Consider the following 11,866-nt stretch of genomic DNA (forward strand, 5'->3'; position numbering starts at 1 on the left):
GACCGTCCGCCGTGCGCGCTGCGTCAAGAGCGTGGCGCGGATGTGGAGGGTTTGTGCAACATCCGCCCCATCCCCGCTCACTCGGCGTGCTCGGCGGGCTCCTCGACGTCCTCGAGCCGGGTGCGGGTGAGGGCCAGCTCACGGGTGAGGACGGTGATCCGCCGCTCGAGCTCGCTCATCCGGCGGTAGCTCGTCGCGATGTAGGAGAGGAAGGCGATGACGAGCGCGTAGAGGAGGAGGTCCGCGCCACGACCGACGCCCACCTGGCGGGCCAGCCAGGTGAGCCAGTCGGGGAACATCACCGACGCCGCCGCGACGACGACGAAGCCCACCAGGAGGATCCGCCGGATCGCCTGGTGCCGAGCGTTGGCCGTCCCCCGGGTGAGCAGCACCGCCACGACGCTGACCGCGACGAGCAGCAGCACCTGGATGACGATCTGGTCGGACATGGGGCTCCCTGGGTCGGAGGGTCAGCGGAAGAGGAGGTCGACGAGGATGTTCACCGAGTTGAGCAGGGACTGGCCCTTGGCCCGCGAGTAGTCGGTGTACAGGACGTGGACGGGGTGCTCGGCCCACGGTAGACCGGTCCGCCCGAGCTGGGCGACGATCTCCGAGGCGTGCGCCATGCGGTCCTGGCGCAGGTCGACGTGCTCGGCCGCGTCGCGGCGGATGACCCGCAGACCGTTGTGCGCGTCGGTGAGCCGCAGCCCCGTCGAGCGGTTCGTCACCCACACCGCGGTCTTGAGCACGACGCGCTTGAGCAGGCCGGGCCGGGTGCGGTCGTCGAGGAACCGGGAGCCGAAGACGACGGCGAGGTCCTCCTCGCGCGCCTTGCGCACCATGTCGACGGCGTCGGAGACCTGGTGCTGGCCGTCGGCGTCGAACGTCACGAGGTAGGGGGCGTCGGTGCAGGTGAGCACCCACTCGATGCCCGTCTGCAGCGCGGCGCCCTGGCCGAGGTTGACGGGGTGGCGCACGACGACGGCGCCGGCCTCGCGCGCCCGCGCGGCGGACTCGTCGGTGCTGCCGTCGTCGACGCAGACGATGTTGGGGAAGGTCTCCCGCGCCCGGCGCACGACGTCGCCGATGACGGACTGCTCCTCGAACAGCGGCACGACGAGCCAGGTGTCGGTGACGGTGCGTTCGCCGGTGGGCGGGACCGGCGTCGATCTCATGCCCTCATTGTGACAGCACCCCACCGGCCTTCTCCTGCCTCGCTCCCTCGCCCTCCCTCCCACCCGCGACAGCCGACTTCCGCACGACAGCCGAGTTCCGTACGACGCCGACGTCGCGCGTCATCCGACTTCCGCACGACAGCCGCCTTTCCGCGACGTGGCGCGGACCACGGTCCCGTGAGCCGCGGGGTGTGCTCCGTTACCCTGAGCGGGGCGCTGCACCTGGCAGCCGGAAAGGGACGAATGACAGTACGGATCACCGACAGCGCCGACGTCGCGCCCGACGCCCGACTCGGCGACGGCACCTCCGTCTGGCATCTCGCCCAGGTGCGCGAGGGCGCGGTCCTCGGCGAGGGCTGCGTCGTCGGCCGCGGCGCCTACATCGGCACCGGCGTGCGGCTGGGGAACAACTGCAAGGTGCAGAACTACGCGCTCGTCTACGAGCCCGCCGAGCTGGCCGACGGCGTCTTCGTCGGCCCCGCCGCCGTCCTCACCAACGACACCCACCCGCGGGCCATCAACCCCGACGGCTCCCTCAAGTCGGCCGACGACTGGGAGGCCGTCGGCGTGACCGTCGGCACCGGCGCCGCCATCGGCGCCCGGGCCGTCTGCGTCGCGCCCGTGACGATCGGTGCGTGGGCCACGGTCGCCGCGGGCGCCGTCGTCACCCGTGACGTGCCCGCCCACGCCCTCGTCGCCGGTGTCCCGGCCCGCCAGATCGGCTGGGTCGGTCACGCCGGACGTCGCCTCGAGCCCGAGGGCGACCTGCTCCGCTGCCCGGCCACCGGCCGGACGTACGCCATCCACGACAACGAACTGCGCGAGGTCACCGCATGAACCAGTCCTTGATCCCTGCCGCGAAGCCGATCATCGGAGACGAGGAGCGGGCCGCCGTCGACGCCGTGCTGCGCTCGGGCATGGTCGCGCAGGGCCCGCAGGTCGCGGCGTTCGAGGAGGAGTTCGCGGAGCAGCTCGTCGAGGGCCGCCGCTGCCAGGCGGTGAGCTCGGGGACCGCCGGTCTCCACGTCGGCCTGCTCGCCAGCGGTGTCGGCCCCGGGGACGAGGTCATCGTCCCGTCCTTCACCTTCGCGGCGACGGCGAACTCGGTGGCGCTCACCGGCGCCACCCCGGTGTTCGCCGACATCGACCCCGACACCTTCTGCCTCGACCCCGAGTCGGTGCGCGCCGCCGTCACCGAGCGCACCCGCGGGGTCATGCCGGTGCACCTGTACGGGCACCCGGCCGACATGGTCGCCTTCGAGGCGCTCGCGGCCGAGCTCGGCCTGGAGATCTACGAGGACGCCGCGCAGGCGCACGGTGCGAGCCTCCACGGCCGCAAGGTCGGCACGTGGGGCCGCTTCGCGATGTTCTCCCTCTACCCGACGAAGAACATGACGTCCGGTGAGGGCGGCATGGTCTCCTGCGCCGACGAGGCCGTCGCCCGCATGGTGCGCCTGCTGCGCAACCAGGGCATGGAGCGCCAGTACGCCAACGAGGTCATCGGCCTCAACGTGCGGATGACCGACATCCACGCGGCGATCGGCCGCGTGCAGCTCGGCAAGCTGCCCGCCTGGACGGCCCGGCGCCAGGCCAACGCGGCCTTCTTCGACGAGCACCTCACCGGTGTCGTCACCCCGCCGGTGGCCGACGGTGCGGTCCACGTCTACCACCAGTACACGATCCGGGTCGAGGCCTCCGAGCGGGACCGCATGGTCACCGCGCTGCGTGAGGAGCACGGCGTCGGGACGGGCGTCTACTACCCGATCCCCAACCACCGCCTCTCCTCGCTGGAGCAGTACGCCCCGGCGCACGAGCTGCCGCAGACCGAGAAGGCGGCCGGCGAGGTCATCTCGCTGCCGGTCCACCCCTCGCTGTCCCAGGAGGACCTCGAGCGGGTCGTGTCCGGGGTCAACGCCGTGGCGAAGGCGGGTGCGTGATGCCGATCCGCATGGGCCTCATCGGCCTCGGGGCCATGGGCCGTCACCACGCCCGGGTCATCCGCCAGACGTCCGGGATGGAGCTCGTCGCGGTCGCCGACCCCGGCGGGGACGCCTACGGGGTGGCCGGTGACCTCGAGGTGCTGCCCGACGTCCACGCGCTCATCGCGGCCGGGATCGACGCCGCGATGGTCGCCGTGCCGACCGTCCACCACGAGGAGGTCGGCCTGGCACTCGCCGCCGCCGGCGTCCACACGATGATCGAGAAGCCGATCGCGCACACCGTGGAGGCCGGGGAGCGGGTCGCCACGGCGTTCGAGGAGGCCGGGCTCGTCGGGGCCGTCGGCTACGTCGAGCGGTGCAACTCCGCCGTCCTCGAGCTGCGCAAGCGCCTCGCCGCGGGCGAGCTGGGACAGGTGTACCAGATTCAGACCCGGCGCCAGGGCCCGTTCCCGGCGCGGATCTCGGACGTCGGCGTCGTCAAGGACCTCGCGACCCACGACGTCGACCTCACCGCGTTCATCGCCGGCAGCCCCTACGACCAGGTCGCCGCGCAGGTGACCCACCGCTCGGGCCGCGAGCACGAGGACATGGTGCTCGCCATCGGCCGGCTCGCCTCCGGCGTCATCGTCAACCACGTCGTCAACTGGCTCTCGCCGATGAAGGAGCGCACCACCGTCGTCACCGGCGAGCGTGGCGCGTTCGTCGCCGACACGATGACCGGCGACCTCACGTTCTACGCCAACGGCACCGTGCCGACGACGTGGGACCGGGTGGCCCAGTTCCGCGGCGTCACCGAGGGTGACGTCGTGCGCTACGCGCTGCCCAAGCGCGAGCCGCTCGCGGTGGAGCAGGAGAACTTCCGTGACGCCGTCGCCGGCACCGGTACGGACATCGTCACCATGCGTGAGGGTGTCCACACCCTCACCGTCATCGAGGCGATGCTCGCCTCCGCCCACGACGGCGGCCGCACCATCGCCCTGTAGCACCCCCGCCTCACCCGCCGAGAGCCGGATCGTGCCCCGTGCACGATCCGGCTCTCGGCGTTGCGGGGGTGACGGGGGGGCGGCGTGGGGGCGGCGTCGGGGGGTTTTGGTTAACGGAGGAGCTTGGACATGCGGCGGTCGGCGAGCTTCTTGCCGCCCGTCTGGCAGGTGGGGCAGTACTGCAGGGACGAGTCGGCGAAGGACACCTCGGCCACGGTGTCCCCGCACACCGGGCACGCCTGGCCGGTGCGCCCGTGCACGGCCATCCCCGAGCGCTTGACGTCCTTGAGGTCCCGCGCGTCCTTGCCCACCGACGCCTCGATCGCGGCCGTGAGCACGGCGGTGACGGCGGTGAACAGGCGCTCGCGGGCCTCCTCGTCGAGCGTCCGGGTGAGGGCGAAGGGGCTGAGCCGGGCGGCGTGGAGGATCTCGTCGGAGTAGGCGTTGCCGATCCCGGCGATCGCGCCCTGGTCCCGCAGCAGGCCCTTGACCTGCTGGTTGCGCGCGTCGAGCAGGCCGTCCAGGGCCTGCCGGGTGAAGTCGGGGGACAGCGGCTCGACACCGAGCGTGGCGATCCGCTCGACCTCGCGGGGGTCGCGCACGACGTGGATGGCCAGGCTCTTCTTCGTGCCGGCCTCGGTGAGGTCGAACGCGCCGCCGTCGAGCACGACGCGCGCCGCCAGCCCGGACCGTCCGGCCCGCGGCATCCCCTCGGGCGGTGTGTCGTGCCACCGCAGCCAGCCCGCCCGGGCGAGGTGGAGGACGAGGTGGACCTCGCCGTCGGGCCCGGACGTGACGACGTCGAGCCACTTGCCGTGGCGCCCCACCCCGGTGACGGCCGCGCCCACGAGCGCCGTCGGCGGCGGGTCGTAGGTCTTGAGCGCCGGGAAGCTCGTCACGTGGACGGCGCGCACCACCTGGCCGGTGGCACGGGTGGCGAGCACCTGCGCCAGGGCCTGCACCTCGGGCAGCTCGGGCACCGGCCCATTGTGGCAGAGCGCGCGGGTACGGGCCGGGGGACGCGAACGGCGCCGGGCCGCAGGAGCTGCGACCCGGCGCCGTCGGCGTGCTCGGCCTACTGGCCGGTCTTGGCGTACTTGGCCTCGACGGCGTCCTTCTGCGGGCGCCACCACGCCTCGTTGGCGCGGTACCACTCGATGGTGTCGGCCAGCCCGGCGCGGAAGTCGCGGAACCGCGGCTCCCAGCCGAGCTCCTCACGCAGCGGGGTGGCGTCGATCGCGTAGCGCAGGTCGTGGCCCGGACGGTCCGCGACGTGGTCGTAGTCCTGCGGGTCACGCCCGAGCAGCTCGAGGATGAGCTCGACGACGGCCTTGTTGTTCATCTCGCCGTCGGCGCCGATGAGGTAGGTGCGCCCGAGCTGACCGGCGTCGATGATCCGCCACACCGCGGAGTTGTGGTCCGCGACGTGGATCCAGTCACGCACGTTGAGCCCGGCGCCGTAGAGCTTGGGACGCCGGCCGTCGAGCACGTTGGTGATCTGGCGGGGGATGAACTTCTCGATGTGCTGGTACGGCCCGTAGTTGTTCGAGCAGTTCGACAGCGTCGCCTCCACCCCGAAGGACCGCACCCACGCGCGGACGAGCATGTCCGAGCCGGCCTTGGTCGAGGAGTACGGGGAGGAGGGGTTGTACGGCGTGGACGCGGTGAACTTCGCCGGGTCGTCGAGCTCGAGGTCGCCGTACACCTCGTCGGTCGAGATGTGGTGCAGGCGGGTGCCGTGACGGCGCACCGCCTCGAGCACCGTGTACGTCCCGATGAGGTTCGTCTGGACGAACGGCCACGGGTCGTTGAGCGAGTTGTCGTTGTGCGACTCCGCCGCGAAGTGGACGACGACGTCGGCCGCCTCGACGAGCGGGTCGACGACGTCGCGGTCGGCGACGTCGCCCTCGACGATCTCGATGTCCAGGCCGGCCAGGGACTCCCGGTTGGCCGCGTAGGTGAACTTGTCCAGGACCGTCACGCGGGCGTCAGGACGCTCGGCGACGGTCTGGTGGACGAAGTTGGCTCCGATGAACCCGGCGCCTCCGGTGACCAGCACGTGCACTGGCTGCTCCTTGTCGTTGATGACGGACGTGCCCCTAGTGTGCGTCAGGGACGGCCCATGCCGTGATAGGTCCAGCCGGCTGCGCGCCACTGGGCGGGGTCCAGGACGTTGCGGCCGTCGATGATAGCGGCCCGGTTCGGCAGGGACACGGTCGCCGCGGGGTCGAGCTCGCTGAACTCCCGCCACTCGGTGAGCAGCAGGACGAGGTCCGCGCCCGTCATCGCCTCGTGGGCGGTGGGGGCGACGGTGAAGTCGTGGTGGTCCTGGCCGGCGAGCACGGGGCCGGCCTGCGGGTCGGTGACGGTGACCCGGGCGCCGGCGGTCGCCAGCCGGTGGGCGATGTCGAGCGCGGGGGAGTTGCGCATGTCGTCGGTGTCCGGCTTGAACGCCGCCCCGAGGACGGCGACGTTCGCGCCGTCGAGCTGCCCGCCCAGCAGGTCGGTGGCCAGGGTGATGACGTGGTCACGGCGCCGGTCGTTGATCGAGTCGACCTCGCGCAGGAAGCCGAGCGCCTCGTCGACGCCGAGCTCCTCGGCGCGGGCCATGAACGCCCGGATGTCCTTGGGCAGGCAGCCGCCGCCGAAGCCCACGCCGGCGCGCAGGAACTTCGACCCGATGCGGTCGTCGTGGCCGATGGCCTGGGCGAGCTGGGTGACGTCGGCACCGGTGGCCTCGCACAGCTCGGCCATCGCGTTGATGAAGGAGATCTTCGTCGCGAGGAAGGAGTTCGCGGCCACCTTGACGAGCTCGGCGGTCGGGTAGTCGGTGAGCAGGCGCGGGATCTGCTGGCGGTTGATGAGGTCGTCGTACACCTCGTCGAGCAGCGCCTGGCCGTGCGCGGCGGCCTGCTGGTCTGCGGGCAGGCCGTAGACCATGCGGTCGGGGGAGATGGTGTCCTGGACGGCGAAGCCCTCACGGAGGAACTCGGGGTTCCACACGAGCACGCCACCGGCCGCCTCGACCTGGGCGGCGATGCCGGCCGCCGTGCCCACCGGCACGGTCGACTTGCCGACGACGACGGGCGCGCCGGCCTCGGTGGGCGCAAGGTGCGGCAGCAGGGCCGCGACCGAGCCGTTGACCTGGGACATGTCCGCCGCGTAGGAGCCCTCCTGCTGCGGGGTGCCCACGCCGATGAAGTGGACCGCGGCGCCGGCCACCTCGGTCATGTCGGTGGAGAACCGCAGCCGGCCCGCCGCGACGTTGCGCTCGAGGATGTCCGCGAAGCCGGGCTCGTGGAACGGGGCCTTGCCCTGTGCGAGGAGGGCCACCTTGGTCTCGTCGACGTCGATGCCGACGACGTCATGACCAAGCTCTGCCATCGACGCCGCGTGCACCGCACCCAGGTAGCCACAACCGATCACCGAAATCTGCATGGGCTCACCCTAGCGAGCGGCGGTCCCCTCGCGGGGAGACCAACGGCCGCCGTTTTGCCGCCGGGGGCAACACGCCACCCGTCGCCGAACCGGACAAGCCGGTAGATTCGACGCATGACGTCCCGTGGAGCGCGCCTCGTCGTCGCCGGCACGGCAGCCGGTGCTCTCATCGTCGGGGCCGTGGCTCCCGCCGCCCTCGCGGCGCCCGGAGGCGGTCCGGCACCCGGCGACGCCGCCCGCGACGTCGCCGTCCTCCAGCTCACCGACGACGACGGACGGCCCACCGACCTCGCGCGGACGGTGGCTGACCTGCGCGCCGGCAGCTCGGTCCTCACTCCCGAGCTCGAGGCGCCGGAGTTCTACGTCGCCGGCGTCACCTGGGCCGGCGGGCAGGAGCCCGACGAGAGGATCTCCATCCGCGTCCGCTCCGGGGAGGGGTGGACGTCGTGGACCGAGCTCGACACCGAGGTGGTCGACGGGGAGGACGTCGGGGGGAGCGAGCCGTACGTCGTCGGCGGGGCCACCGGGGTCCAGCTCCGGCTCGACGGCGGTGACGGCACCCTGCCCCAGGACCTGCGCGTCCACCTCATCCCGCCGGAGCCCACCGACGAGGAGGTCGTCGCCGACTCCGCGCCCGCGGCCGCCGAGCTGACCCGACGCGTCGCCTCCTCGGCGACCGCGACGGCCACCGCGTCGGGCCCGGCGTCGGCCGCGCAGACCGAGGCCGCCGCCCCGACCTTCGGGGTGCTCGCCGCCACGGCGGGCGCGCCGAGCGTCGTGCCCCGCTCCGGGTGGGGCGCCGGCTACTCCACCCCCGCCTGGACACCGGACTTCTACGAGCTGCGCGCCGCCGTCGTCCACCACACCGCCGGCTCCAACGACTACACCGCGGCGCAGTCCGCCGGCATCGTCCGGGGCATCTACCACTACCACTCGACGAGCCGCGGCTGGGGCGACATCGGCTACAACTTCCTCGTCGACAAGTACGGCCAGGTCTTCGAGGGCCGCAACGGCACCCTCGCCGCGCCCTACGGCCTCATGGCCGAGGGCGGTCACGCCCGCGGCTTCAACGACGGCACGCTCGGCATCTCCGTCATCGGGGACTACACGCGCGTGCGTGCCCCCGACCTCGTCATGACACGCATGGCCGAGGTCATCGCGTGGAAGTTCGCCGACGCCGGCATCGAGGTGCGGACGGCCAGCGGCTACCGCTCCCCGGGCACCTACGCACGCCCCGCCGGGCAGCAGCTCCCGCGCGTCTTCGCCCACCGCGACGTCGACGCCACCACCTGTCCCGGCGACGACATCTACGCGCGCATCCCCGCCCTCCTCGACGACGTCGCCCGCCGCGTCTCGGCCCTGGGCGGGCGGCCGAGCACCGTCCACCTCAGGAACGTCGCCACCGGCGGCGGGGCGGACCTGTCCTACCCGCGCGGCCGGTCGGCCGACACCCTGCTCGTCGGCGACTGGGACGGCGACGGCGTCGACACCGTCGCGGTGCGCCGCGGCAGCCGCTACGAGTTCTACGACGACCACGGGTCCACCCCCTCCTCCGTCGTCGTCTACGGGCGCGCGGGCGACGACGTCCTCGTCGGGGACTGGAACGGGGACGGCAAGGACACCCTCGCGGTGCGCCGCGGCCGGGAGTACCACGTGAAGAACTCGCTGAGCGGCGGCCCGGCCGACCAGGTCATCGTCTACGGCCGCGAGCGTGACCGGGTGCTCGTCGGGGACTGGAACGGGGACGGCAAGGACACCTTCGCCGTGCGCCGCTACAGCGTCTACCACGTGAAGAACTCGATGTCCGGGGGCGAGGCCGACCACGTCTTCCGCTACGGCCGCGACTCCGACCTCGTCCTCGTCGGCGACTGGGACGGCGACGGCAAGGACACCATCACGGTGCGCCGCGGGCGCAGCTACTACGTCAACAATCGGCTCGCGGGCGGGGAGGCGAACAGCGTCTTCGAGTTCGGCCGCCCGGCCGACGCGTCGCTCGTCGGCGACTGGGACGGCGACGGCGTCGACGGCATCGGGGTGCGCCGCCTCGGCTGAGCCGTGGACGTGGGCGGGCGGCGTGCCCGGCGCCCGCCCACTAGGCTGTCCGGGTGAACATCGAGGGTACGCGGTGGCTGGTGGCCGGAGCCGCGGGAATGCTGGGCACCGACGTGTGCGACCTCCTGCGCAGCCGCGGCGCGCACGTCGTCGCCGCCGACCGTGAGGAGCTCGACGTCACCGACCCCGCCCAGGTGGCCGAGCAGGTGCGCGACGTCGACGTCGTCGTCAACTGCGCCGCGTGGACCGCCGTGGACGACGCCGAGGAGAAGGAGGCCGCGGCCTTCGCCCTCAACGCCGTCGCTCCCCAGCTGCTCGCCCGGGCCGCGCGCCTCGCCGGCGCCCGGATGGTGCAGATCTCCACCGACTACGTCTTCGCCGGTGACGCCACCCGGCCCTACGCGGAGTCCGCGGCCATCGCCCCGCGCTCGGCCTACGGGCGCACCAAGGCCGCAGGGGAGTGGGCCGTGCGCGCCGAGTGCCCCGACCACCTCATCGTGCGCACCGCGTGGCTCTACGGCGCCCACGGCAAGTGCTTCCCCAAGACGATGGCCCGCCTGGCCGCCGAGCGGGACGCGCTGACCGTCGTCGCCGACGAGGTCGGCCAGCCGACGTGGACGGCGGACCTCGCCGACCTGCTCGTGCGGCTCGTCGAGGCCGACGCGCCGTCCGGGACGTACCACGGGACCTCCTCCGGTGAGACGTCGTGGTTCGGCTTCACCGAGGAGATCGTCCGCACCCTCGGCAAGGACCCGGCCATGGTGAGCCCGACGACCGCGGCGGACTTCAAGCGGCCCGCCCCGCGCCCGTCGTACTCGGTGCTGGGCCACGAGGCGCTGCTGCTCGCCGGTGTCGAGCCCATCGGCCACTGGGCCGAGCGGTGGACCGTGGCGGCCCCCGAGGTCCTCGCCTGAGCCGCTGATCAGGCGGGATGCCACGTCCCTCCCAGCCGCCTAGGCTTGTTGCTCGGCCAGGACAGGCCGTACCGGGCGGAACGAACGGGGGAACCGATGGGTGCGCGACGCACTGCGCTCGTGGTCGGAACGGTGACGGCACTGACGCTCCTCGGAGCGCCCGCGAACGCCAAGGGCGGTGAGGTCGGAGGCAGCGGCAGCGTCTACCACCTCACCGACGGCTGGAGCTCGCGCACCGACGAGACCGTGGCCTACGGGCGCGCCGGAGACCGCGTCTACGTCGGCGACTGGGACGGCGACGGCGAGGACACGCTGGCCGTCCGTCGCGGCGCCACCTACTACTTCGCCAACACCCTCTCCGGCGGCTCGGCCGACCGCGTCGTCACCTACGGGCGCCCCGGCGACACCGTCCTCATGGGCGACTGGGACGGCGACGGCGTCGACACCCCGGCCGTGCGCCGCGGCAACGTCTACCACGTGAAGAACTCCCTCGGCGGCGGCGGCGCGGACCGGGTCGTCGTCTACGGCAACCCGGGTGACGAGGTCCTCGTCGGGGACTGGGACGGCGACGGCCGCGACACCCTCGGGGTGCGCCGCGGCAACGTCTACCACCTGAAGAACTCCCTCTCCGGCGGGCGGGCCGACCACACCGTGCCCTACGGGCGCGCCGGCGACGACGTCCTCGTCGGGGACTGGAACGGCGACGGCCGCGACACCCTCGGGGTGCGCCGCGGCAGCGCCTACTACCTGAAGAACCGGATTGCGGGCGGCGGGGCCGACCGGGTGCTGGCCTTCGGGCGCGACGACGACGCCGTCCTCGTGGGCGACTGGAACGGTGACGGCGCCGCGACGCTCGGCATCCGCCGCGCGGCGCAGAGCGCCGGCCAGGGCGGCCTCACCTCCTTCGACGCCGAGATGGTCGACCTCGTCAACGCCGAGCGGCGCCGCGCCGGCGTCGCGCCCGCGCAGGCCTGGCCGCTCCTTCGCGAGGGCGCCCTGGAGCACTCGAGGTGGATGGCGCGCACCGGCAGCTTCGAGCACGCGACCGGCACGACCATCAGCTCCGACGGCCGGGCCGCGGGCTGTGACGCCTCGGCGGAGAACATCTTCTGGGGCACGAGCGGCTTCGCCACCGACCCCGCGGCGGTCCTGCGTGAGTACATGAACTCCCCGGGCCACCGGGCCAACATCCTCGCCCCGGAGAACCGCTTCATCGCCATCGGCAGCGTCCAGGCGGACAACGGCCGCATCTACAACACCCAGCGCTTCGCCCGCAGCTGCTCCTGAGCCGCGCCTGAGAGGGCCTCAGCCCTTTCCTCCAGCCCGCCCGTTACGGTAGGCGGACCGGCACGGCGACCGCCTGC

11 protein-coding genes are annotated in these 11,866 nt (G+C 73.0%); 6 read left to right on the top strand and 5 right to left on the bottom strand.

Annotated features, from left to right (window positions below; all coding sequences use genetic code 11):
• Positions 1–77 precede the first annotated feature (77 nt).
• Positions 78–449, bottom strand: a complete 372-nt coding sequence (locus tag FE251_RS02850) for a DUF2304 domain-containing protein (protein WP_230976520.1) — start codon at positions 447–449, stop codon at positions 78–80.
• Positions 450–470: 21 nt separating this feature from the next.
• Entirely contained in the window at positions 471–1,175 is a 705-nt protein-coding gene (locus tag FE251_RS02855; RefSeq protein ID WP_139070946.1) for a glycosyltransferase family 2 protein, read from the bottom strand.
• Positions 1,176–1,418: 243 nt separating this feature from the next.
• Here FE251_RS02855 and FE251_RS02860 point away from each other — a divergent pair, with 243 nt between their 5' ends.
• The 3 genes from FE251_RS02860 to FE251_RS02870 are packed head-to-tail and all read left to right on the top strand — an operon-like array spanning position 1,419 to position 4,098.
• Positions 1,419–2,012, top strand: a complete 594-nt coding sequence (locus tag FE251_RS02860) for an acyltransferase (RefSeq protein WP_139070947.1) — start codon at positions 1,419–1,421, stop codon at positions 2,010–2,012.
• On the top strand, positions 2,009–3,112 hold the full coding sequence (locus FE251_RS02865; RefSeq protein ID WP_139070948.1) for a DegT/DnrJ/EryC1/StrS family aminotransferase: 1,104 nt from the start codon (positions 2,009–2,011) through the stop codon (positions 3,110–3,112). Before FE251_RS02860 ends, FE251_RS02865 begins: the two co-directional genes overlap by 4 nt.
• Positions 3,112–4,098: a Gfo/Idh/MocA family protein gene (locus FE251_RS02870; protein WP_139070966.1), complete on the top strand. Its 987-nt coding sequence runs from the start codon at positions 3,112–3,114 to the stop codon at positions 4,096–4,098. Before FE251_RS02865 ends, FE251_RS02870 begins: the two co-directional genes overlap by 1 nt.
• A 110-nt stretch (positions 4,099–4,208) precedes the next feature.
• On the opposite strand, the gene FE251_RS02875 is transcribed toward FE251_RS02870, so the two are convergent.
• The 3 genes from FE251_RS02875 to FE251_RS02885 form a co-directional block, all read right to left on the bottom strand.
• Complete coding sequence (locus FE251_RS02875) at positions 4,209–5,078, bottom strand: Fpg/Nei family DNA glycosylase (RefSeq protein ID WP_139947772.1); 870 nt, start codon at positions 5,076–5,078, stop codon at positions 4,209–4,211.
• 95 nt (positions 5,079–5,173) lie between these two features.
• A complete protein-coding gene (rfbB, locus tag FE251_RS02880; protein WP_139070950.1) occupies positions 5,174–6,163 on the bottom strand; it encodes a dTDP-glucose 4,6-dehydratase in 990 nt (329 codons plus the stop codon).
• A 44-nt stretch (positions 6,164–6,207) separates the two neighbouring features.
• On the bottom strand, positions 6,208–7,536 hold the full coding sequence (locus FE251_RS02885) for a UDP-glucose dehydrogenase family protein (RefSeq protein WP_139947774.1): 1,329 nt from the start codon (positions 7,534–7,536) through the stop codon (positions 6,208–6,210).
• Positions 7,537–7,650: 114 nt separating this feature from the next.
• Between FE251_RS02885 and FE251_RS02890 the strand changes: the two genes are divergently transcribed.
• From FE251_RS02890 to FE251_RS02900, 3 genes are all read left to right on the top strand, one after another.
• Positions 7,651–9,588, top strand: coding sequence for an N-acetylmuramoyl-L-alanine amidase (locus FE251_RS02890; RefSeq protein ID WP_139947776.1), 1,938 nt, complete (start codon positions 7,651–7,653; stop codon positions 9,586–9,588).
• Between the two features lie 53 nt (positions 9,589–9,641).
• Positions 9,642–10,502: a dTDP-4-dehydrorhamnose reductase gene (gene rfbD / locus FE251_RS02895; protein ID WP_255303545.1), complete on the top strand. Its 861-nt coding sequence runs from the start codon at positions 9,642–9,644 to the stop codon at positions 10,500–10,502.
• A 132-nt stretch (positions 10,503–10,634) separates the two neighbouring features.
• A complete protein-coding gene (locus FE251_RS02900; protein WP_168202634.1) occupies positions 10,635–11,789 on the top strand; it encodes a CAP domain-containing protein in 1,155 nt (384 codons plus the stop codon).
• Positions 11,790–11,866: the final 77 nt, after the last annotated feature.

It is taken from the genome of Georgenia wutianyii, assembly GCF_006349365.1.
GTDB lineage: Bacteria > Actinomycetota > Actinomycetes > Actinomycetales > Actinomycetaceae > Oceanitalea > Oceanitalea wutianyii.

Excerpts from the sequence above, each read along its gene's own strand:
- FE251_RS02850 (WP_230976520.1), bottom strand. The coding sequence starts at position 449 with ATGTCCGACCAGATCGTCATCCAGGTGCTGCTGCTCGTCGCGGTCAGC.
- FE251_RS02855 (WP_139070946.1), bottom strand. The coding sequence starts at position 1,175 with ATGAGATCGACGCCGGTCCCGCCCACCGGCGAACGCACCGTCACCGAC.
- FE251_RS02860 (WP_139070947.1), top strand. The coding sequence starts at position 1,419 with ATGACAGTACGGATCACCGACAGCGCCGACGTCGCGCCCGACGCCCGA.
- FE251_RS02865 (WP_139070948.1), top strand. The coding sequence starts at position 2,009 with ATGAACCAGTCCTTGATCCCTGCCGCGAAGCCGATCATCGGAGACGAG.
- FE251_RS02870 (WP_139070966.1), top strand. The coding sequence starts at position 3,112 with ATGCCGATCCGCATGGGCCTCATCGGCCTCGGGGCCATGGGCCGTCAC.
- FE251_RS02885 (WP_139947774.1), bottom strand. The coding sequence starts at position 7,536 with ATGCAGATTTCGGTGATCGGTTGTGGCTACCTGGGTGCGGTGCACGCG.
- FE251_RS02890 (WP_139947776.1), top strand. The coding sequence starts at position 7,651 with ATGACGTCCCGTGGAGCGCGCCTCGTCGTCGCCGGCACGGCAGCCGGT.